This is a genomic window from Acidovorax sp. 94, from assembly GCF_003634645.1.
Taxonomy (GTDB): Bacteria; Pseudomonadota; Gammaproteobacteria; order Burkholderiales; family Burkholderiaceae_C; genus Acidovorax; species Acidovorax facilis.
In genome coordinates this window covers 852910-875055 of record NZ_RBJA01000001.1, presented here as the reverse complement: position 1 = coordinate 875055, position 22146 = coordinate 852910, and the positions used below count along the sequence as shown (strand labels likewise).

15 protein-coding genes are annotated in these 22146 nt (G+C 65.2%); 5 read left to right on the top strand and 10 right to left on the bottom strand.

Annotated features, from left to right (window positions below; genetic code table 11):
• Positions 1-64 precede the first annotated feature (64 nt).
• The 4 genes from tadA to C8C94_RS04125 all read right to left on the bottom strand — a co-directional run bounded on the left by tadA (position 65) and on the right by C8C94_RS04125 (position 3969).
• Positions 65-1456 (bottom strand): tRNA adenosine(34) deaminase TadA, encoded by a 1392-nt coding sequence (tadA, locus tag C8C94_RS04140; protein WP_121419825.1) that lies wholly within the window; start codon positions 1454-1456, stop codon positions 65-67.
• Between the two features lie 58 nt (positions 1457-1514).
• Entirely contained in the window at positions 1515-1763 is a 249-nt protein-coding gene (locus tag C8C94_RS04135; protein ID WP_121419824.1) for a hypothetical protein, read from the bottom strand.
• Between the two features lie 143 nt (positions 1764-1906).
• Entirely contained in the window at positions 1907-3037 is a 1131-nt protein-coding gene (locus tag C8C94_RS04130) for a branched-chain amino acid ABC transporter substrate-binding protein (RefSeq protein WP_121419823.1), read from the bottom strand.
• Positions 3038-3294: 257 nt separating this feature from the next.
• A complete protein-coding gene (locus C8C94_RS04125; protein ID WP_121419822.1) occupies positions 3295-3969 on the bottom strand; it encodes a hypothetical protein in 675 nt (224 codons plus the stop codon).
• 220 nt (positions 3970-4189) lie between these two features.
• Between C8C94_RS04125 and C8C94_RS04120 the strand changes: the two genes are divergently transcribed.
• The 4 genes from C8C94_RS04120 to C8C94_RS04105 all read left to right on the top strand — a co-directional run bounded on the left by C8C94_RS04120 (position 4190) and on the right by C8C94_RS04105 (position 11479).
• Entirely contained in the window at positions 4190-6193 is a 2004-nt protein-coding gene (locus C8C94_RS04120) for a U32 family peptidase (protein WP_121419821.1), read from the top strand.
• A gap of 79 nt (positions 6194-6272) precedes the next feature.
• Entirely contained in the window at positions 6273-7331 is a 1059-nt protein-coding gene (locus C8C94_RS04115; protein WP_121419820.1) for a sodium:calcium antiporter, read from the top strand.
• 4 nt (positions 7332-7335) lie between these two features.
• On the top strand, positions 7336-10026 hold the full coding sequence (locus tag C8C94_RS04110; protein ID WP_233573385.1) for a cation-translocating P-type ATPase: 2691 nt from the start codon (positions 7336-7338) through the stop codon (positions 10024-10026).
• A 169-nt stretch (positions 10027-10195) separates the two neighbouring features.
• Positions 10196-11479, top strand: coding sequence for an O-acetylhomoserine aminocarboxypropyltransferase/cysteine synthase family protein (locus C8C94_RS04105; RefSeq protein WP_121419818.1), 1284 nt, complete (start codon positions 10196-10198; stop codon positions 11477-11479).
• A 141-nt stretch (positions 11480-11620) separates the two neighbouring features.
• On the opposite strand, the gene C8C94_RS04100 is transcribed toward C8C94_RS04105, so the two are convergent.
• From C8C94_RS04100 to C8C94_RS04080, 5 genes are all read right to left on the bottom strand, one after another.
• The gene (locus C8C94_RS04100; protein ID WP_121419817.1) at positions 11621-12463 is read right to left on the bottom strand and encodes an SPFH domain-containing protein; all 843 of its coding nucleotides are present in this window, start codon (positions 12461-12463) and stop codon (positions 11621-11623) included.
• Positions 12464-12617: 154 nt separating this feature from the next.
• The gene (gene egtB / locus C8C94_RS04095) at positions 12618-13808 is read right to left on the bottom strand and encodes an ergothioneine biosynthesis protein EgtB (RefSeq protein WP_370449728.1); all 1191 of its coding nucleotides are present in this window, start codon (positions 13806-13808) and stop codon (positions 12618-12620) included.
• An 18-nt stretch (positions 13809-13826) separates the two neighbouring features.
• A complete protein-coding gene (gene egtD / locus C8C94_RS04090; RefSeq protein ID WP_055393810.1) occupies positions 13827-14744 on the bottom strand; it encodes an L-histidine N(alpha)-methyltransferase in 918 nt (305 codons plus the stop codon).
• 402 nt (positions 14745-15146) lie between these two features.
• Positions 15147-15737, bottom strand: a complete 591-nt coding sequence (locus C8C94_RS04085) for an OmpW family protein (protein WP_055393808.1) — start codon at positions 15735-15737, stop codon at positions 15147-15149.
• Positions 15738-15867: 130 nt separating this feature from the next.
• Positions 15868-16854, bottom strand: coding sequence for a DUF808 domain-containing protein (locus C8C94_RS04080; RefSeq protein ID WP_121419815.1), 987 nt, complete (start codon positions 16852-16854; stop codon positions 15868-15870).
• Between the two features lie 276 nt (positions 16855-17130).
• Between C8C94_RS04080 and C8C94_RS04075 the strand changes: the two genes are divergently transcribed.
• Positions 17131-17814: a methyltransferase gene (locus tag C8C94_RS04075; RefSeq protein WP_121419814.1), complete on the top strand. Its 684-nt coding sequence runs from the start codon at positions 17131-17133 to the stop codon at positions 17812-17814.
• Positions 17815-18010: 196 nt separating this feature from the next.
• Here C8C94_RS04075 and purL read toward each other — a convergent pair whose 3' ends face one another.
• A complete protein-coding gene (purL, locus tag C8C94_RS04070; RefSeq protein ID WP_121419813.1) occupies positions 18011-22018 on the bottom strand; it encodes a phosphoribosylformylglycinamidine synthase in 4008 nt (1335 codons plus the stop codon).
• Positions 22019-22146: the final 128 nt, after the last annotated feature.

Sequence of the window (22146 nt, the reverse complement as noted above, 5' to 3'; positions counted from 1 at the left end):
GCCTGCTCCGTAAACAGGGGGAATGCCGGGCGCCACATGCAGTCAGGCGGCGCCAGCGGACAAGTCAGTGCGCGAAGTATTCCACAGCCTGTGCGGCAATGGCCTCGCCATGCTCCTGCACAAAGTGGCCGGCCTGGGGCAGCACGATGGGCTCGGGGCAGCCTTGGATGCACTGCTGCAGCGCCCGCATGGTGGGCAGGCCCAGCACCGGGTCTTGCGCACCCACCACCATCAGGCTGCGGCCCTGCCACTGGTGCTGCCAAAAATCGCGGGCCGCGCGCGACACGGCGACGCCCGGGTCACCCGCAGCAGCGGGCACGCGTTCTGGAAAGGCCCGCAACGCGGCGCGGTAGCCTTTGTCCGGGAACGGCGCATCGTAGGCAGCGCACTCCGCCGCCGTCAGATGCGGGTTGCCACGCGCCAGCAGGCGCCCTACTCCATACAGCGGCTTGTCGCGGCACATGGCACGCCAGTCGACAAATCCGGCAGGCAGTGGCGAATCGCCCGTGGCCAGCAGGGTGTTCATCACCAGCAGGCCGTCAAAACGATCCGGCATGGTCATGGGCAGCGTCAGCCCCAGGATGCCTCCCCAGTCTTGCACCACCAGCACCACCTTGCGCAGGTCCAACCGCTCGATCAGTTCCAGCAGCACCTGGCGGTGCCAGTCGAACTGGTGCACGCCCTCTTTCTTGGGCTTGTCGCTTTTGCCAAAGCCGATCAGGTCGGGCGCCACCACGCGGTCGCCTGCAGCCAAAAAGGTGGGCAGCATGCGCCGGTACAGGTAGCTCCAGGCCGGGTTGCCATGCAGGCACAGCCAGGTACGCTGCGCGTCGTGAGGACCTTCGTCGAGGGTGTGCAAACGCAGGCCCGCCAGGCTGGGCAGGTCGCTGATGTAGTGAGGCGCCCAGGGGTAGCCGGGCACGTTGGCAAACGCCGCATCGGGCGTGCGCAAAGCGTCGTCCCGCAACGGATGGCGGGCCAGTGCCTCGGTGCGTTGCTGATGGCGGCGCTGGCGGAAAAAGCCGCTGAGCAGACCGCCACATTCTTCGGCCAGCACCCCGCCCAGCACCTGGGTCTGGTGGTTGATCTCGGCATGGCCGAACAGGTTGAACACCGAGCCTGCCGCGCCCGTTTTGGGATCTGCCGCGCCGTACACCACCCGCGCCAGCCGCGCATGCAGCATGGCGCCGCTGCACATGGCACAAGGCTCCAGCGTGACGTAGAGGCTGCAGCCGTCGAGCCGGTAGTTACCCAGCCGCTGCGCGGCCGCGCGCAGGGCCACGATCTCGGCATGGGCCGTGGGGTCGTGGCCCTCCACGGGGGCGTTGCGGCCCGTGGCGATGACCTGGCCGTCCTTGACCACGATGGCGCCCACGGGCACCTCACCCGCTTGCGCGGCTGCCTGCGCCTCGGCCAGGGCCAGGCGCATCCAGTGCAAATCTTGGTCAAAGGTCATTGCTATTTAAATGATAGCTTCTAGCGCTTGATATATAAGCGCCAGGGGCCAATTTTGCTTATTTTTCTTCGTCGGGCATGGGGCGGGCTTGCTGCATCAGGCCTTCCACCTGTTGCTTGACCTGCTGCTGGATCTGCTGACTCTGGTCGCGCACAGTGGCCGAGCTTGAACCGGCGGGCGCCGAGGCGGGAGCAGCGGTCTGCAGAGCTGGCACCGGAGTACGCGCTGCAGACATCTGCTTTTTGACCACCACACCCACCACGGCCAGCACCACCACCAACCCGACCAGTCCGAACATTGCGCGCATACCTTGGCTCCTTGGCGGACACCGGCGGCCCGCTTGTTTGCTTGCTATGGGGCCTGACTGTAAAGCCAAACTCCGCATGCAAAAACGGCCGCACTGGGCGGCCGAAAAGGCAAGGGTCGCTGACGTAGCGGCGGCGGTCGGCCTCAGTTCAGCGCCACGCGGCTGCCGTCCTTGAAGGTGTAGAGCGTCACGGCGGGCGTCGTCAGCTCGCCCTTGGCGGTGAAGGCGATGTTGGCGGTCACGCCCTTGTATTCGGTCTTGGCCAGGAAGGGGGTAAACACCTTCGGGTCCACCGAATTGGCGCGCTTCATGGCGTCGGCCAGCACCATGGCGGCGTCATAGGCATAGGGGCTGTAGATCTGGAACTGGCCAGAGAACTTGGCGTCGTAGCGCTTCTTCCAGTCGGCGCCGCCCTGCATCTTGTCCACCGACGCGCCGCCGGTGGCGCAGGTCACGTTCTTCAGGGCGGGGGTCTTGCCCGACAGCTCGGGCAGCTTTTCGGTGCACAGCGCGTCGCCGCCGAAGAACTTCACATTGCCCAGGCCCAGCTGCTCCATCTGGCGCAGCATGGGGCCGGCCTGCGCGTCCAGGCCGCCGTAGAAGATCGCATCGGGCTTCTTGTTCTTGATGGCGGTGAGGATGGCCATGAAGTCGGTGGCCTTGTCGTTGGTGAATTCCTCGGCCACCACCTTCAGGCCCTTTTGTTGCGCCGTGGCCTTGAAGACCGAGGCCACGCCCTGGCCGTAGGCCGTGCGGTCGTCGATGATGGCCACACTCTTGAGCTTGAGATGGTCGGCACCAAACAGGGCCAGCGCCGCGCCCAGCGCGTTGTCGTTGGCGATCAGGCGGAAGGTGGTCTTGTGGCCGGGTTTGGTCAGGTCAGGATTGGAGGCCGATGCCGTGATGTGCGGCAGGTCGCACTTGGCATAGATGGCCGATGCGGGGATGGACGTGCCCGACTGCAGGTGACCCACCACGCCGGCCACCTTCTGGTCGCACAGCTTCTGCGCCACGGCGGTGGCCTGGCGCGGGTCGCCCGCGTCGTCTTCGGCCGCAATTTCAAACTTGATCTTCTTGCCACCGATCACGAGGTTCTGGGCGTTCAGGTCGTCAATCGCCAAGCGCGCGCCGTTTTCAGTGTCCTTGCCGATGTGGGCAATGCCGCCCGACACTGGGCCAGCGTGGGCGATCTTGACGGTTTGCACATCCTGTGCGGTGGCTGCAGTGGCGGCGGCAACACACACACCCACGGCAGCCAGCTGCACAACGGACACGGGAAAAGACGACGGACGCAGGCGGGTGAAAGCTCGGAACACGGTAGAAATCTCCAAAAAATATAGTCGCAACTTTTGCGCACCATTTCGGGGCAAAACGCACCGCATCCTAGCCACCATCCTCCCTTGCCGTCGCCAATTGCTATGCAAGCTTAGTAATTTGCTGGGCCATTAAAACGGCTAATGGCGCAAGATGATTCGCCGAAGTCACCCTATGAAGCTGCCCTTTGAGCGGCAGCGCGCCCGTTGGCAAGCGCTCAACCTTTCACCATCCGCAACTTGAAGTTGGTAAACGGCAGGATGGCGTTCGGTGCGTCGCGGGGTACGCGCTCTTCCACGCAGCCCGTGTCATTGGGGGTCACGAAGTGCGGACCAATACCGGCAATGGCCACTTTGTGCGACCCCGTCCAGTCCCAGCCCCACCCGGCCCCGGTCACCTCGCCTTCGAACAAAACCGGGCCATCGGCCGCGATGCCCTGGTGGATGGTGATGCGCATCCGGTCGGCAAACCCACCCATCCTGTAGCCGGCCCGGACGTGAAGCGTGAAGACGGGGTGCACCGCCGGGTTGAAGATCGCCCCCGAGGTGTTGGTAACCGTCACCAGCCCCGGCATGGCCGTGCCGTTCCATCGCTCGGCCATCACCATGCCGTCCGCAAAGATGATGAAGCCCCGGGCCTCGGACCAAAGGTTCTGGCCATGGCGGTAGATCGGCCCGCAGTGGGGGTTGTAGCTGCCCTGCCCGCCGGTGCAGTCCAGTGCAAACACCATATGGTTGGCACCTTCGGAAAAGAACCACGAACAGTCTACCGTGCAGACCAGGTCGTTGTGCCGCATGGGAGACAAGCTGAGCCGAGGCGGCAGGTAGCAAAAGTCGAGGTCATTGATCGCCAGTGTCAGCTGGGTGGGCTTCTTCACGCGGGAGGTGCTCATCAGAGTCCTTTCACTGGGTTTTACGGGGTGGCCGACGATGCCGACGGCCTTGCAAGAACGCGGTTCACAGAGACCATGGGGTGGCCGCCGAGGCTTGCACGCTGCGCCCGTTGTACCAGACCCCCACCGCACAATGCATCGTCACATGGTTACCAAAAGTGCAGTGCCCGATACCCGACGGAAGCTCCACGGCACCGCGAAACTGAAATAATCACGCCCCATGTCTCTCCTGCCCCACCAGCTCGAACTGCTTTCGCCCGCGCGCGACGCAGACATCGGCATCGAAGCCATCAACCACGGCGCCGATGCCGTCTACATCGGCGGCCCAGCCTTTGGCGCGCGGGCCAGTGCCGGCAACGACATCCGCGACATCGAACGCCTGGTGAAGCATGCGCACCGCTTCAACAGCCGCATCTTCATCACGCTCAACACCATCCTGCGCGACGACGAGCTGGAGGCCGCTCGCAAAATGGCGTGGCAGGTGTACGAGGCCGGTGCCGACGCCCTCATCATCCAGGACATGGGCCTTCTCGAAATCGACCTGCCGCCCATCCAACTGCACGCCAGCACCCAGACCGACATCCGCACGCCCGAAAAAGCGCGCTTTCTGCAGGACGCGGGCCTGTCGCAAATCGTGCTGGCGCGTGAGCTCACGGTGCAGCAGATCGCCGCCGTGCACAAGGCCCTGGGGCCAGTGGACGCCCCCGGCCGGGCTAACATCGAGTTCTTCATCCACGGCGCACTGTGCGTGGCCTACAGCGGCCAGTGCAACATCAGCCATGCGCAGACCGGCCGCAGCGCCAACCGCGGTGACTGCAGCCAGGCCTGCCGCCTGCCCTACCAGGTGACGGATGCGCAGGGCCGCTTCATTGCGCACGACAAGCACGTGCTCTCCATGAAGGACAACAACCAGAGCGACAACCTGCGCGCGCTCATCGACGCCGGAGTGCGCAGCTTCAAGATCGAAGGGCGCTACAAGGACATGGGCTACGTGAAGAACATCACCGCCCACTACCGCACCTTGCTCGACGAGATCATCGAAGAGCGCGAGGCCCAAGGCCGACCGCTGTCGCGCTCGTCCAGCGGTCGCACCACCTTCACCTTCACGCCCGACCCGCTGCAGAACTTCAACCGCGAGTTCACCGACTACTTCGTCACCGGCCGCAAGGAAGACATTGGCGCCTTCGACACCCCCAAGAACCCCGGCCAGGCCATCGGCTGGGTAACCAAGCTGGGCCCAGACTTTGTGGAGCTGGAACTGAGCGACCCAGCCACTGTGCTGCACAACGGCGACGGCCTGTGCTACTACGACCTGCACAAGGAACTGGTGGGCATGGCCATCAACGTGGCAGAGCCGGTGTCGGCGCGCAGCGTGGGCCAGTGGCGCGTGTACCCCAAGGACCCGATGGACGGCTTCAAGGACCTGCGCAAGGGCACCGAGGTCAACCGCAACCGCGACATGGACTGGGTGCGCACGCTCGAGAAAAAGTCCAGCGACCGTCGCATCGGCCTGTGGGCCCACCTGAGCGAAACGCCCACCGGCTTCAGCCTGATGCTGACCGACGAAGATGGCAACGTGGGATCTTCCGAAGTGCAGCAGCCCCACCAGAGCGCCACCGATGCCGCCAAGGCTGAGGCCAGCCTACGTGAACAGCTCGGCCGTTTTGGTGCGACGGTCTTTGCCGTGCATGACATTGCGCTGCAGCTCTCGCAGCCGTGGTTTGTGCCCGCCTCGGTGCTCAACGCCCTGCGCCGCGATGCCGTGGCCGACCTGGAGACCAACCGGGCCCGCAACTTTGCCCGCCTGCCGCGCGCCACGCCGGTGGAGCCGCCTGCGCTCTACCCCGAAGACACGCTGTCGTTTCTGGGCAATGTGTTCAACCACAAGGCCCACGACTTCTACGTGCGCCACGGCGTGAAGGTGATCGCCGCAGCCTACGAGGCGCACGAAGAGGAAGGCGAGGTGAGCCTCATGATCACCAAGCACTGCGTGCGCTTTTCCATGAGCCTGTGCCCCAAGCAGGCCAAAGGCGTCACCGGTGTGCAGGGCACCATCAAGGCGGAACCCTTGATGTTGATCAACGGCAAGGAAAAGCTGACCTTGCGCTTTGACTGCAAGCCCTGTGAAATGCATGTGGTGGGCAAGATCAAGCGCCAGGTGCTGAACCAGGCCAAAGAGATCCCCCTGACCTTCTACAAAGCCCGGCCGCACAAAGCACATTGATGCACCTGCATGTGGCGGCTCAACAGCAATGCCCCATGCACACTGAACCGTTTTCATACCCGCCTTGCGGGCGAGCACCATGATGGCCACGCTGCTGGTGTGGCTGCAGCTCACCGCCTGCGCTGGGCTGATTGGCGCTGCGGGCTACCAGCTGTCGCGCTACGGTGATGCCATTGCCCAGCGCACAGGCTTGTCGGGCAGCTGGATCGGCCTCACGCTCGTGGCCAGCGTGACGTCGCTTCCAGAGCTGGCCACCGGCATCACCAGCGTCACCATCGCAAACACCCCCAACCTGGCTGTGGGCAACGCACTGGGCAGCTGCGTGCTCAACCTGGTGTTTCTGGTGGTGATCGACCTGCTGTACCGGCCAGCACCGGTATGGACCCGGGCCGCCCACGGCCACGTGCTGGCAGGCGCTTTTGGCGTGGTGCTGCTGGGCTTTTTGCTGCTGGGGCTGCTGATGGGCCAACTGGGGGCTACTGCCAGTGCTTCCACCGGCGCTGGCACTGCCTCCCAGCGCAGCGTGGGGTTGCTCACGCCCGTCATCTTGCTGCTGTACCTGGTGGCGATGCGCACCGTCTTTGCGTATGAACGGAGCCACCCCGCTGCGCCACCCGCCGACACATTGCCGCCCACCAACAACGCAGCACCTGCGCTGCCCAGCCTTCGACAAGCGGCCACCCGCTTTGCGATGGCGGCTGCCATCGTGGTGGGGGCCGGCATGTGGCTGCCCTTTGTGGCGGTCAACCTGGCCACCACCATGGGCTGGAACCGCAGCTTTGTAGGCAGCCTGTTCGTGGCCCTGGTCACCACCCTGCCCGAGCTGGCGGTCACGTTGTCCGCCCTGCGGCTGGGTGCGCTCGACATGGCCATTGGCAACCTGCTGGGCAGCAACCTGTTCAACGTGGCCATCGTGGGCATAGATGATCTGTTCTACCGCCCAGGCGATCTGCTGGCCCATGTGTCGCCCGTGCATGCCATCACCGCCGCATCGGCCGTGGTGATGACCGGGTTGGCGGTGGTGGGCCTGTTCTTTCGCCCGCGCAGCCGTGTGCTACGCGCAGTGGGCATGGTCAGCATCGGCATGGCGGCGGTGTACCTGGTCAACACCTACGTGGTCTTTCTGTATGGAAACTGATGCCGTGAAACACCCCCATCCACATCTGCGCGATGCCATAGACGTGGCACGCGAGCACGCCGTTGACCCTGACGCGGGCCTGCACCCCGACGAAGCCCTGCGCCGCAGCGCCACCCACGGCGCCAATGAGCTGGCGGCGGGGCAAGACCGCCCCTGGTGGCATCTGCTGGCTGACCAGTTCAAGGACTTCATGGTGCTGGTGCTGCTGGGCGCCGCCGTCATCTCGGGCCTGGTGGGGGAGGTCACCGACACGCTGGTCATCCTGGTGATCGTGGTGCTCAATGCCGTCATCGGCTTTGTTCAGGCCTGGCGCGCCGACCAGGCCATGGCGGCGCTGCGCCAGCTGGCCGCCGCCCACGCCACCGTGCTGCGCAGCGGCGCGGTGCAGGTGGTGCCCGCCACGGCGCTGGTGCCGGGCGACATCGTGCTGCTGGAGGCGGGCAACCAGATTCCGGCCGACCTGCGGCTCATCGAGATTGCGCAGCTGCAGGTGGATGAATCGGCCCTCACGGGCGAGTCCGTCACCGTCGCCAAGCAGACGGAGGCCCTGGCCGCCGAGGATGTGGGCGCGCTGGGCGACCGCACCAACATGGCCTTCAAGGGCACCACGGCCACGCATGGCCGGGCACGCGGCCTGGTGGTGGCCACCGGCATGCACACCGAGCTGGGCAAGGTGGCCACGCTGCTCGACACCGGCGACCGCAGCACGCCGCTGCAACTGCGCCTGGCGGCCTTTGGCAAGCGCTTGGCGATCGCGGTGCTGGGCATCTGCGCGGTGATCTTTGTGGTGGGTGTGCTGCGCGGCGAGGCGCCGCTGCTCATGGCCCTCACCGCCATCAGTCTGGCCGTGGCCGCCATCCCCGAGGCACTGCCTGCGGTGGTCACCGTGCTCCTGGCCCTGGGCGCACGCCGCATGGTGGCCGTGCATGCGCTGGTGCGGCGCCTGCCGTCGGTCGAAACCCTGGGCTCGGTCACCACCATCTGCTCGGACAAGACCGGCACCCTCACGCAAAACCGCATGCATGCCGAGCTGCTGCTGGCCCACGGCGTGCGCTGGGTGCCCGGTGACCCCCTGCCCGGCCCCGCCCATGCCGAGGCCCTGCGCGCCGCCGCGCTGTGCAACGACGCCACGCTCCAGACAAAGAACGAAGAGGGTCATTCAGGCACCCAGTGGCTGGGCGACCCCACCGAAACCGCGCTAGTGCTCGCCGCCCACGCCGGCGGGCTGGACAAGGCCCAACTAGATGTGAGCAGCCCCCGCGTGCAAGAGCAGCCCTTTGACTCTGAACGCAAGCGCATGACCACCTTCCACCGCGCTGCCGATGGTTTTGTGGCCTACACCAAGGGCGCGCCGGAATCAGTCTTGCCCCGCTGCACCGCCCACTGGACCCCCGAAGGCGCTGCCGCACTGGACACGGCCCAGGTCCTCGCCACTGCCCAGCAACTGGCCGCCCAGGGCCTGCGGGTGCTGGCCCTGGCCCGCCGCAGCCACACCCGCCTGCCCGATACCAACGACATCGACGCAGTAGAAAACCAGCTGGAGCTGCTGGGCCTGATCGCCCTCATCGACCCACCCCGCGCCGAGGCGAAGGCCGCAGTGCGCGACTGCATCAGCGCGGGCATCACGCCCGTAATGATCACGGGCGACCACCCCGCCACCGCCCGCGCTATTGCGCACCGCCTGGGCGTTGTGCGCAGCACCGATGCACCCGTGCTGACTGGTGCCGACCTGGCCACGCTGGACGATGCCGCACTGCGCGCCCGCGTGGAACAGGTGCAGGTCTACGCCCGCGTGGACCCGGCGCAGAAGATCCGCATCGTCGAAGCGCTGCAGGCCCAGGGCCACTTCGTGGCCATGACAGGCGACGGCGTGAACGACGCCCCGGCCCTCAAACGCGCCGATATCGGCATAGCCATGGGCCAGGGCGGTACCGACGTGGCGCGCGAGGCATCGAGCCTGGTGCTGCTGGACGACAACTTCGCCACCATCGTCGCGGCGGTGCGCGAAGGCCGCCGCATCTACGACAACATCCGCAAGTTTGTGCGCTACGCGATGACGGGCAACTCGGGCGAGATCTGGACCATCTTCCTCGCGCCGCTGTTGCTGCTGCCCATCCCTTTGCTGCCCATCCACATCCTGTGGGTCAACCTCGTCACAGACGGCCTGCCCGGCCTGGCGCTGGCCGCCGAACCGGCCGAACGCGGCATCATGCAGCGCCCACCCCGAGCGCCGCGCGAAAGCCTGTTTGCCCACGGTATGTGGCAGCACATATTGGGCGTGGGCCTGCTCATTGGTGGGCTGTGCCTGGCGGTGCAGGCGTGGGCCCTGCACACCGGCCACGCGCACTGGCAGACCATGGTGTTCACCGTGCTCACGCTGGCGCAAATGGCGCACGTGATCGCCATCCGCTCCGAATCCGAACCCATCTGGCGCCTGGGCCTGCTGAGCAACCGCCCGCTGCTGGGCGCGGTGCTGCTCACCTTTGCGCTGCAGATGGCCACCATCTACGTGCCCTGGCTCAACCCCATATTCCGCACGGAGCCGCTGAGTATTGGCGAGCTAGCGCTGTGCATTGGCGCCGCGCTGGTGGTGCTCGTGGTCGTGGAAATCGAGAAGGCCTGGCGGCGCAGTCAGCAGAAGCGGCGCACCGCGCCAGAGCCCATCGACAGCGCCATGGACGAGCCTGCGGCGTGAGGTTGCCCAGCACGCACAAGAACGTCATAAGCACATAGCCAACGATTCGATGACGCCAGCGGCCAGCGGTGCCAGAATGGCCCGCGCCATCGGCGCACCGAGCTCCGCCCAGCCACGGGTGGAGACCGGTGGTGCCACTCCCTTCCCTTCAACGAAAGAGACAAGCTTCATGAAAATCGAAACCCTGGCCGTCCACGCCGGCTACAGCCCCGACCCCACCACCAAGGCCGTGGCCGTACCCATCTACCAGACGGTGGCCTACGCGTTTGACAGCGCCCAGCACGGCGCGGACCTGTTCGATTTGAAGGTGCCGGGCAACATCTACACCCGCATCATGAACCCCACCACCGACGTGCTCGAAAAGCGCGTCGCAGCGCTCGAAGGCGGCATTGCCGCGCTGGCCGTGGCCTCGGGCATGGCAGCCATCACCTATGCCATCCAGACCATTGCCGAGGCGGGCGACAACATCGTGTCGGCCAGCACGCTCTACGGCGGAACCTACAACCTGTTTGCCCACACGCTGCCGCAGCAAGGCATCACCACGCGCTTTGCCGACCCGCGTGACCCGGCCAGCTTTGCGCAGCACATCGACGCGCGCACCAAGGCCATCTTCATCGAGTCCATCGGCAACCCGCTGGGCAACGTGACCGACATCGCCGCGCTGGCCAAGGTGGCGCACGACCACGGCGTGCCGCTGATCGTGGACAACACGGTGCCCAGCCCCTACCTGCTGCGCCCCATCGAGCATGGCGCCGACATCGTGGTGCACTCGCTCACCAAGTACCTGGGCGGCCACGGCAACAGCGTGGGCGGCGCGATTGTGGACAGCGGCAAGTTCCCGTGGGCCGAGCACAAGGCCCGCTTCCCGCGCCTGAACGAGCCCGATGTGAGCTACCACGGCGTGGTCTACACCGAGGCCCTGGGCCCGGCTGCCTTTATCGGCCGGGCGCGCGTGGTGCCGCTGCGCAATACCGGCGCGGCGCTGGCGCCGCTCAATGCCTTCCTGATCCTGCAAGGCATCGAAACCCTGGCGCTGCGCATGGACCGCATCTGCGACAACACGCTGGCCATTGCCAAGTATCTGCAAAGCCATCCCAAGGTGGAATGGGTGCGCTACGCCGGTCTGCCCGACCACCCGGACCACGCGCTGGTGCAGCGCCAGTCAGGCGGCAAGGCCTCGGGCATCCTGAGCTTTGGGGTGAAGAACAGCGACGCCGACCCACGTGCGGCCGGTGCACGTTTTCTGGATGCGCTGCAACTCTTCACGCGCCTGGTCAACATCGGCGATGCGAAGTCCCTCGCCACGCACCCCGCATCGACCACCCACCGCCAGCTCAACCCCGAGGAGCTGGCCAAGGCCGGCGTGAGCGAGGGCATGGTGCGCTTGTCGGTGGGCATCGAGCACATCAACGACCTGCAGGCCGACCTGGCCCAGGCGCTCGACAAGGTGTGAACTGCGAGTGGCCATGCCCTGAAGGCGCGTGGCCACTCAAAATTTCAAGTGTTTTTAGCCTCCAGCGCTTGACTGGTAAGCACCATTAGCTATTATTTCAATAGCAAATCAACCCACAGTGGCACCGCTTGGCGCCCTGATTTACCGGCCCACACTGACCAGTGGTGCAGCGCCGCCGCCCATCAGCACCGTGTTGCCCTGCTTGCTGGCAATGGCCAGGGCGGTGTCGCGCTGGATCTCGGCCAACCGGATTTCCTTGAGCGCGGGCGTGAGCGATGCGCTGATGATCTGATTGGCCCGTGCCTCGCCTTCGGCCTGCACGATCAGGCGCTCTGCCTCGGCCTTGGCCAGGTCGATCTCCTTGCGCTTTTTCTCGATCGCCTGGTCCGTCTCGGCGCGCTGGCGGATGGCGGATTCGATGGCCTTGTCGGTCAGCATGTTGCGAACATTCACGGCGGTGACAGTGAAGGCGCCTTTGTCCGTGGCGTCCAGCTCGGCCTGCAAGGTGGTGCGCACGCTTTCTGCCAGCTCGGCGCGCTTGGTGTGCATGGTGGTCGCATCCATCTGCGCAATGGCCTTGTAGATGGCTTCACGGGCTTCGCGCTGCACGCGGCTGTAGGCCACCAGCAGGTCCGCCGTTCCGTCCTTGACGACCTGCTTGTGCTGCACCACATCGCCCTGGTATTTGACGAACAGCGTAGGGATGGAGGCCGGCGTGGTCTTGAAATAGATGTCGATGTCCACGTCCTGCATGGTCAGGTTGTCACGGCTCTTGGGGGTGAGGTTCTCCAGCGAAAAGCTCACCTCTTTAGCCGTGAATTCATCCACCGTCTTGAACAGCGTGAAGTAAAGCCCCGGCGGCAGGGCCTCCTGCCCCACCTTGCCCAGCGTGCGCTCCACACCCACATTGCCGGTATCGATCTGGCTGCACGCGCCCAGCGCAACACTCAGGCACAACAGGGACAAGGTACGCAAAGCGGTCATGGGAGTCTCATGGATCAAAAGGGGATTGGTAGGCACGGCGCGCCGTGGCTGCGCCGGCAGGGCGAGCGAGCGCGATTGTAGGAGAGCCCTACCCCACCAAAAACGTGTGGTTCGCCGCTGTCTACAGCAGCATTCGGGACGGCAGAGCCCGGTATCAACCCAGGTCGCGTGCCAGCCGGATGCCCGTGAACTGCCAGCGCGCGGTGGCCGGGAAGAAGTTGCGGTAGGTCAGCCGCTCATGCCCCGGTGGCGTAGCGCAGGACGAGCCCCGCAGCACGTACTGATTCACCATGAACTTGCCGTTGTATTCGCCCACGGCACCTGCCGCCACCTGAAAGCCGGGATACGGGGCATAGCTCGACTGTGTCCATTGCCAGGCGACGCCAAAGAGCTGCACCATGGGGTCGGCATCCTGCGCCGCAGCGTGCTCCCATTCGGCCTCGGTCGGCAGGCGGGCTCCCGCCCAGCGCGCGTAGGCATCGGCTTCGTAGTACGAGAGGTGCACCACAGGCTGCGATCCCTGCAATGGCTGCAGCCCCGAGAGCGTGAAGTGATGCCACGCCCCCTCCACGCGGTGCCAGTACAGCGGGTGATTCAGACCCTGTGCTGCCCGCCAATCCCAACCTTCCGCCAGCCAGAGCATGGGGTTCTCGTAGCCCCCGCCCTCCACAAAGGCCGCAAATTCAGCCTGGGTAACAAGGCGCGAGGCCAGTGCGTAAGGGTGCAGGTACGTGCGATGGCGTGGGCCTTCGTTGTCAAACGCAAAGCCTTCGCCTTTATGGCCGATTTCGATGAGCCCTCCGTCGAAAGAATGCCACGTCAAAGTTGCAGCCACTGGCTGTGGCACCACATCGCAAGCCGCCGCATAGACAGGGAACAGCGGGTTGCACGACAGCAGGTGCTGTATGTCGGTGAGCATCAACTCCTGGTGCTGCTGCTCGTGTTGCAAGCCCAACTCGATCAGGGCACACAGCGAGGCATCGTGCGCTACGGTCGACAACAGGCGCGCCATGCGGGCATCCACATCGGCCCGGTAGGCCAGCACCTCATGGAGCGCGGGGCGCGTAAGCAGCCCCCTCTGCGGGCGCGGGTGCTTGGCCCCCACACCGTTGTAGTAAGAGTTGAAAAGCACCCGGAACGCGGGCGCAAACGGCACAAACCCGGGTTCGTGCGCTTCGAGCACGAAGGTTTCAAAAAACCAGGTGGTGTGCGCCAGGTGCCATTTGGTGGGGCTGGCGTCCGGCATGGACTGCGCGCTGCAGTCCTCGGGCGACAGGGGCGCCGCCAGTGCCACCGAGCGGCCGCGCACGGCGGTGTAGCGGGACTGCAGTGTGTTGGATGCCATGGTCATTGCAGCCACTGATCAGGGACGCGCGTGCACCACCGCAAACCAGCCGCGCTCGTCCGTCCACGCCTGGGCCTGTGCAAAACCAGCGCGGGCCAGCATGTCGGTGAACACGGGCAAGGGGTATTTGTAGCTGTTCTCGGTGTGAATGCGCTCGCCCTGCTCAAACCTGCGGCCGCCGCCGGGCCAGCACACCTCGGTATCGGATGTCGCCTCCAGGTGCATTTCAATGCGCGACGCCTCGGGGTTAAAGAACGCACGGTGCTGCCACTGCCCCACATCAAAGTCGCTGCCGATCAGGCGGTTCACGTGGCGCAGCACGTTGCGATTGAACTCGGCCGTCACGCCCGCCGCATCGTCGTAGGCGGCCTCCAGCACCGCCACGTCCTTGGGCAGATCGATGCCGATGAGCAGGCCGCCATCGTCATCCACAAGCTCGCGCATGTGGCCCAGCAACTCCAGGGCGTGCGGCGGGTCGAAATTGCCGATGGAAGAGCCCGGGTAGAACACCAGCCGGCCGGTGCGGGGAATGTCGTCCGGCAGTGCCACCCCCAGGGTCATGTCGCCCGCCAGTGCGCGGGCATCCAGTGCGGGGAAGTCGTCGCGCAGCCCCTGCACCGCCTGTTCCAGAAAATCCGCTGAAATGTCCACACCCACAAAACACGCCGGCTGCACCAGGCGGCACAGGGTGCGGGCCTTCTGGCAGTTGCCTGCGCCCAGTTCGATGAGGGTACGCCCCGGGCCCACCGTGCCTGCAATGCTGTCCGCGTGCGTCTGCATCAGGGCCATCTCGGTGCGCGTGGGGTAGTACTCCGGCAGGCGCGTGATGGCCTCAAACAGCTGCGAGCCGTGCTGGTCGTAAAAATACTTGGGGGAGATGCGTGCGGGCCGCTGGGTCAGCCCGTGCGTGATGTCGGAGTAGCGAGGCAGGAGCATGGGTCAATGAGACGTTGGGTGCGGCAGCGCCGCCGGGTGGTCAAAAGCAGAGGCACCTGGGGCGCACGCACGGCGGCACGCCCCACACGCTCCCTTCACGCCATTGTGCGTCGCCTCGCCTGCAACTGTGTGTAGGCCATTTCCGCACCCCAAAAAAAAGGGCTGGCGCAGGCGCCAGCCCTTTTAACCTTGGAGAACTCTTGCTGCCAGGAATGCAGGGCCAACCTTGACCCCAGCCTCCCTAGTGTGGTGTTGCACGCTATCGGGCACTTAAAACCGCGTCTTTTCGGCCAGGGCTGCGTTGCAAATCCTCGCGATACCTACTGGTATCGCTGTGGTTTGCGCCTTGCCCTGACCAAAAATCCATCGGTTTTAATGTGCCATCAAGCCTGCAACACCACACTAGAAGCGCCAGCCCAGACCCACGCCCACCAGAACGGGGTCCACCTTGAAGGTGCCCAGCTTGGCACCGCCTGCGCTCACGTCGGTCTTGATGTAGACCTTCTTCACGTCGAAATTCAGGTACAGGTTCTTGGACAGCGGAATGTCCACACCGGCTTGCAAGGCGGGGCCAAAGCTGTTGCGGTCAATGTCCACACCAGCGGGCAGGTGCACGCCGGAGAAGCGCGTGTAGTTCAGGCCCGCACCCACGTAGGGCTTAAAGCCGGCTACGTCAAAGTGGTATTGCACAGTGAGCGTGGGAGGCAGGTGCTTGAGCGTGCCAATGGCAGCGCCGCCCGCACGCAGGGTGTGCTTCTGGGGGACGGTGAGGATCAGCTCGGCGGCGATGTTCTTGTTGAAGAAGTAGGTGATGTCTACTTCAGGGATGGTCTTGTCGTTGACCGTCAGGCCCAGCGGCGTGCTGTCCTTGTTGGCGCTGTCAAGGTTGACAACGCGCGCGCGGACCATCCAGGGGCCTTCTGCTTGTTGCGCCAGCGCAGCGCCAGAAGACAGAACACACAGAGCGGCTACAGCCAGCAGAGTTTTTTTCATGGTGATTTCGCATCGGTTGGACGGGGACGACCCCCGTGCATGTATTGAACCGCTGCATCCACCCGCCGACCTTGCCCTATCTCAAGACCTCCGTACTAACCCTTAGACCTAGATCAAGGCATACCCACTCTCACGCTGTGGACTTGCCGCGCAGGCGCTGCACCAGCGTGACACCGGCCAGCACCAGCCCCCCGGCCACAATGCCCACCACAGCGTTGAGCAGGTTCTCCACCACCACCTTCCACAACCCGCCCGTCGGCCATTGGCCTGCTGCGGCAGCTGCGCCCTCTACAGCATGGTGCAGCACCGGAACGCCATGCACCAGGATGCCACCGCCCACCAGAAACATCGCCGCCGTGCCAGCAATGGACAGGCCCTTCATGAGCCAGGGAGCAGCGCGCAGGATGCCTGCCCCCACGGCACGGGCCGCGCTGCTGGCCTTGTTGTTGAGCCACAGGCCCAGGTCATCGAGCTTGACGATGCCCGCCACCAGGCCATACACACCGATGGTCATGATGATGGCGATGCCCGACAGCACGGCCACCTGCTGGGTAAACGGTGCATTGGCCACGGTGCCCAGCGTGATCGCAATGATTTCGGCCGACAGGATGAAATCGGTGCGCACCGCGCCCTTGATCTTGTCCTTTTCAAAGGCTACCAGGTCCACCGCCGGGTTCGCATTGGCCTTGGCATGGCTTTCGTGCTCGGCCTCATCCTGGTGCTGGGCATGCAACAGCTTGTGAGCCACTTTTTCAAAGCCCTCAAAACACAAAAATGCGCCCCCCACCATCAACAAAGGCGTGACCGCCCAGGGCGCAAACGCGCTGATCAGCAGCGCGGCAGGCACCAGGATGACCTTGTTGATCATGGAGCCCTTGGCCACGGCCCACACCACAGGGATTTCGCGCTCGGCCCGCACCCCGGTGACCTGTTGGGCATTGAGTGCCAGGTCATCCCCCAGCACACCCGCCGTCTTCTGGGCGGCCACCTTGGTCATGACCGAAACGTCATCGGCCATGGCAGCGCTCTTCTTGGCCGCCACCTTGGTCATGAGGGCCACGTCGTCGAGGATGGTGGCGATATCGTCCAACAGGGCAAGCAGGCTGCCAGTGGCCATGGGGAATCCTTGAAATAAGTCTATACAAAATCGGCGGGCATGCCGCCATGCGTGCGCCGGACTATAGCAACGCCCAGGCCAACGGCGCCGCGCGGCACAGACCCCTCGATCTGGGCGGCCCTTGCACGACCTGTTTCCCACTGGTGGGCCGCGCCTTGCTCCGCACAGCGATGGATGGCGCGAATGCCGCCCCGCACAAAGCGCATACTCGCGCCCTCACCCATCACCTCTGGGGTCCTGGAGCATGTGCTCTCATTCGGGCTTCATGCCCAAGCCATGCCCGGCTACCTCACCAAACACGAAGACATCGCCATCACTGGCGCAGCCGACCTGATCATTCGATCATTGCTCGACAGGCAACAGTTCTCTGATCCACTGGGAGCCGCCGAGGCGCTTGGCATATCGTCGGCCGCGTGGCCCCTGTTCGGCCTGCTTTGGCCATCGGGGGCACAGTTGGCACAACGCATGGCCAGCCGCCCTTTGCTGACCGGCGAGCGCGTGCTGGAGATTGGCTGTGGCCTGGGCCTGGCAAGCCTGGTGTGCCATCGGCGCGGCATGGATGTGACCGCCAGCGACTGCCACCCGCTGGCACCAACGTTTCTGCTGGAAAACCTGCGGCTCAACGGCCTGCCGCCCCTCAAATACCGCACGGGCCAGTGGGGCGCGGACGCCGCCGCGGGAACAGGCGCGGTACAAGGTCAGTTCGACCTCATCATGGGCAGCGATGTGCTGTATGAACGCGACGCCCGCGCCTCGCTGGCCAGTTTTCTGGACCGCCACGCCGGCCAGGGCGCGCAGATCTGGATCGTGGACCCGAACCGGGGCAACCGCTCTACCTTCCACAAGCAGATGGCAGTGCACCGGTTTGAAGTGGTGGAAGAGCGCCTGGACCACCCGGCCCTGGAAGACCGCCCGGCCTACAAGGGCCGCCTGCTGATCTACCAACGCAAGATGGGATAAGCCCCGGAGCCGCCGGGAGCACCCTCCCCCGAGGGGGCCGGGCCGGGCCCCCGTTGCGGTGCAGCCCTTGGCTTGCCGCCTTTCACCCGCGCCGCACACATTTCTCAATGGTTGGCTCCACGAAAAAAGGCCGACCCCATGAAGGGCCAGCCTTTTGGCAACAACCGCCGCAGCGGTGCAGATGATCAGCGCTGGGTCAGCCTACCCAGTTGCGCGCGTTGCGCCAAATGCGCATCCAGCCGCTGTACTGCGCCTTGTCTTCACTCGTCCAGCTCATCTGCACGTTGCGGAACACGCGCTCGGGGTGCGGCATCATGGCCGTGAAGCGGCCGTCGGCCGTGGTCACCGCCGTCAGGCCGCCTGCGCTGCCATTGGGGTTGAAGGGGTACTGCTCCGTCCCGCGCCCGTGGTTGTCCACGTAGCGCATGGCGGCAATGGCCTTGTCGGCGTTGCCCCGGTACTTGAAGTTGGCATAACCCTCGCCATGCGCCACAGCAATCGGCAGTCGGCTGCCGGCCATGCCCTGCAGGAACAGGCTGGGTGATTCGAGCACTTCCACCAGCGACAGGCGGGCTTCGAAACGCTCGCTCTGGTTGGTGGTGAAGCGCGGCCAGTCTTGTGCGCCGGGGATGATGTCGGCCAGCTCGGCAAACATCTGGCAGCCGTTGCACACGCCCAGGCCGAACGTGTCGGTGCGACCGAAGAAGCCCTGGAACTGCGCCGCCAGCACAGGGTTGAAGGTGATGGACCGAGCCCAGCCAATGCCCGCACCCAGCGTGTCGCCATAGCTGAAGCCGCCGCAGGCAACCACACCCTTGAAGTCTTCGAGCTTGACGCGGCCAGTCTGCAGGTCGGTCATGTGCACGTCGTAGGCCTCAAAGCCTGCTTCCGTGAACGTGTAGGCCATCTCGATGTGCGAGTTCACACCCTGCTCGCGCAGGATGGCGACCTTGGGTTTGGCGAGGTTCAGGTATGGCGCAGCCACGTTGTCAGTGGCGTCGAACGTGAGGTGCACGTGCATGCCGGGGTCGGTGGGCTCGCCCGCTGCGGCGTGTTCGGCATCGGCATTGGCGGGGTTGTCGCGCTGCTGGCAAATCTTCCAGCTCACAGCGTCCCACACCTGGTGCAGGTCGGCCAGCGGCGCACTGAATACGGCCTTGGCATCGCGCCAGACCTGCAGTTCGCCCTTGCCTGCGTCGATCTCGGACGATGCTGGACGCGTTTTGCCGACGAAGTGGCTGAACTTGGACAGGCCATGCTCGCGCAAGGTCTGCATCACGTCGTTGCGCTCGGCAGTACGCACCTGCAGCAACACACCCAGTTCCTCGTTGAACAGGGCTTTCAGCGTGAGCTCTTCGCGGCGAGCCCCCACCTGGCCTGCCCAGTTCTTGGCATCGCCCGTGTCCATGCGGCTGTCGCTGATGCCGTCGCCTTCAGTGACCAGCAAGTCCACATTCAGCGCCACGCCCACATGGCCCGCAAAGGCCATTTCGGCGGCGGCCGCCAGCAGCCCACCGTCGCTGCGGTCGTGGTACGCCAGGATCTGGCCCTTGGCGCGCAGTGCGTTCACTGCGTTGACGAGGTTGACCAAGTCTTTCGGGTCGTCCACATCGGGCACCACATCGCCGCTTTGCTCCAGCGTCTGACCCAGGATGCTGCCGCCCATGCGGTTCTGGCCCTTGCCAAGGTCGATCAGCACCAGCGTGGTGTCGGTCTCGGTGGCGTTGAGCTGGGGCGTGAGCGTGCCGCGCACGTCGGCAAGCGAGGCAAATGCGCTCACGATCAGGCTGACGGGCGAGGTAACTTTCTTCTTCTCAGAACCTTCGCTCCACTGCGTGCGCATGGACAGGCTGTCCTTGCCCACGGGGATGCTGATGCCCAGCGCAGGGCACAGCTCCATGCCCACGGCCTTCACGGTTTCGTACAGCGCGGCGTCTTCGCCGGGCTCGCCACAGGCGGCCATCCAGTTGGCCGACAGCTTCACGCGCGGCAGCTCGATGGGTGCCGCCAGCAGGTTGGTGATGGCCTCGGCCACAGCCATGCGGCCAGAGGCGGGCGCGTTGATGGCGGCCAGCGGCGTGCGCTCGCCCATGCTCATCGCCTCGCCCGCAAAACCCTTGTAGTCGGCCAGGGTCACGGCGCAATCGGCCACAGGCACTTGCCAGGGGCCAACCATCTGGTCGCGGTGGCTGAGGCCACCCACGGTGCGGTCGCCAATGGTGATGAGGAAGCGCTTGGAGGCTACGGTGGGGTGGGCCAGCACGTCGATCACGGCCTTTTGCAGCGGCACGCCGGTCAAGTCCATCGGTGCGAACTGGCGCTCCACGGTCTTCACATCGCGGTGCATCTTGGGCGGCTTGCCCAGCAGCACGTTCATGGGCATGTCCACGGGCAGCTTCTGGTCTTCGGCCGTGGCAGCGGGGTCGTGCAACACCAGCTGGCGCTCTTCGGTGGCGGTGCCGATCACGGCAAACGGGCAGCGCTCGCGTTCGCAAAAGGCTTTGAACTGTTCCAGCGACTCGGGCGCAATAGCCAGCACGTAACGCTCTTGCGATTCGTTGCTCCAGATTTCCTTGGGCGCCATGCCCGACTCTTCGAGCTGCACGGCGCGCAGGTCAAAACGTGCGCCACGGCCTGCGTCGTTGGTCAGCTCGGGGAAGGCATTGGACAAGCCGCCTGCACCCACGTCGTGGATGGCGAGGATCGGGTTGGCCGTACCCTGCGCCCAGCAGTGGTTGATGACCTCTTGCGCACGGCGCTCGATCTCGGGGTTGCCACGCTGCACCGAGTCAAAGTCCAGCTCGGCCGCGTTGGTGCCGGTGGCCATGGAACTGGCAGCGCTGCCGCCCATGCCGATGCGCATGCCGGGGCCGCCCAGCTGGATCAGCAGCGAGCCCGCAGGGAATTCGATCTTCTTGGTCAGCTCGGCGTCGATCACGCCCACACCGCCCGCGATCATGATGGGCTTGTGGTAGCCGCGCTGCACGCCGCCGACTTCTTGCTCGTACTCACGGAAGTAGCCGTTCAGGTTGGGCCGGCCGAATTCGTTGTTGAACGCCGCGCCGCCCAGGGGGCCTTCGACCATGATCTGCAGTGGGCTGGCAATGTGCTCAGGCTTGCCCACGGTGCTGCCCCAGAGCTTGGAGACGGTGAAGCCCGTCAGGCCCGCCTTGGGCTTGGAGCCCCGGCCGGTGGCGCCTTCGTCGCGGATCTCGCCGCCCGCGCCGGTGGAGGCGCCAGGGAAGGGCGAGATGGCCGTGGGGTGGTTGTGGGTTTCCACCTTCATCAGCACATGCTGAGTAACGCTACTCTTTTGATAGCTATTAGCGCTTGATGGATGCGCGGTAGCGGCCATTTTTGCCACAAATCTCTCGACCTGGTGGCCTTCCATGACCGAGGCGTTGTCCGAATACGCAATCACCGTGTGCTGAGGCGCCAGCTGGTGGGTGTTGCGGATCATGCCGAACAGGCTCTTGTCCTGCGCCACGCCGTCGATGGTGAACTGCGCGTTGAAGATCTTGTGGCGGCAGTGTTCGCTGTTGGCCTGCGCGAACATCATCAACTCCACGTCGGTGGGGTTGCGCGCGAGGCCCGTGAAGGCAGTCACAAGGTAGTCGATTTCATCATCGGCCAGGGCCAGGCCAAAGCGGGTGTTGGCGGCTTCGAGTGCAACGCGGCCGCCGGCCAGCACGTCCACATGCTCCATGGGCGCGGGCTGCAGTTCGGTGAACAGGGCGGCAGCGGCACTGCGGTCGGCCACCACCGATTCGGTCATGCGGTCGTGCAGCAAGGCGGCCACCTGGCCCAGCTGCTCGGCCGTCAGCTCAGGGGTTTTGCCCAGCAGACCGGATTTGAGGCTGATGCGGTATTCAGTGATGCGCTCGACCCGGCGGATGGCGATGCCGCAGTTGCGGGCGATGTCGGTGGCCTTGGAGGCCCAGGGCGACAGCGTGCCCAGGCGGGGCGTGACGATGAGCACGGCGCCGTCTTCGGGGCCCGCATAAGGGTCGCCGTAGGTCAACAGCGCGGCCAAACGTTCTTGCTCAGTGGGTGTAGGGGCCGCGTCGGTAGCGACCAGGTGCACAAAACGCGCTGCAATGCCGCTGATCTTGGGGTGGATCGCCTCCAGGGCGGGTTGAAATTGCTGGGCGCGGAAGGAGCTGAGGGCGTTGCCGCCCGCCAGCGTGGTCATGTGCAAGGTCACGGTAGCGGCCTGTTGGGGGGTGTCAGGGGTAGAGGGTGGCTCCGGGCGCCAGCGTGCAGCCAGGACCGGAGCCCGCTATTTTACCGGGCATGGCCGCACCGCCTGCGCGGCGCGGGGGCCAATGGGAT

What these genes read in the sequence shown, in the direction of transcription:
- tadA (WP_121419825.1), bottom strand. Translation starts at nt 1,456, where the DNA reads ATGACCTTTGACCAAGATTTGCACTGGATGCGCCTGGCCCTGGCCGAG.
- C8C94_RS04135 (WP_121419824.1), bottom strand. Translation starts at nt 1,763, where the DNA reads ATGCGCGCAATGTTCGGACTGGTCGGGTTGGTGGTGGTGCTGGCCGTG.
- C8C94_RS04125 (WP_121419822.1), bottom strand. Translation starts at nt 3,969, where the DNA reads ATGAGCACCTCCCGCGTGAAGAAGCCCACCCAGCTGACACTGGCGATC.
- C8C94_RS04120 (WP_121419821.1), top strand. Translation starts at nt 4,190, where the DNA reads ATGTCTCTCCTGCCCCACCAGCTCGAACTGCTTTCGCCCGCGCGCGAC.
- C8C94_RS04115 (WP_121419820.1), top strand. Translation starts at nt 6,273, where the DNA reads ATGATGGCCACGCTGCTGGTGTGGCTGCAGCTCACCGCCTGCGCTGGG.
- C8C94_RS04105 (WP_121419818.1), top strand. Translation starts at nt 10,196, where the DNA reads ATGAAAATCGAAACCCTGGCCGTCCACGCCGGCTACAGCCCCGACCCC.
- C8C94_RS04100 (WP_121419817.1), bottom strand. Translation starts at nt 12,463, where the DNA reads ATGACCGCTTTGCGTACCTTGTCCCTGTTGTGCCTGAGTGTTGCGCTG.
- egtB (WP_370449728.1), bottom strand. Translation starts at nt 13,808, where the DNA reads ATGGCATCCAACACACTGCAGTCCCGCTACACCGCCGTGCGCGGCCGC.
- egtD (WP_055393810.1), bottom strand. Translation starts at nt 14,744, where the DNA reads ATGCTCCTGCCTCGCTACTCCGACATCACGCACGGGCTGACCCAGCGG.
- C8C94_RS04085 (WP_055393808.1), bottom strand. Translation starts at nt 15,737, where the DNA reads ATGAAAAAAACTCTGCTGGCTGTAGCCGCTCTGTGTGTTCTGTCTTCT.
- C8C94_RS04080 (WP_121419815.1), bottom strand. Translation starts at nt 16,854, where the DNA reads ATGGCCACTGGCAGCCTGCTTGCCCTGTTGGACGATATCGCCACCATC.
- C8C94_RS04075 (WP_121419814.1), top strand. Translation starts at nt 17,131, where the DNA reads ATGCCCGGCTACCTCACCAAACACGAAGACATCGCCATCACTGGCGCA.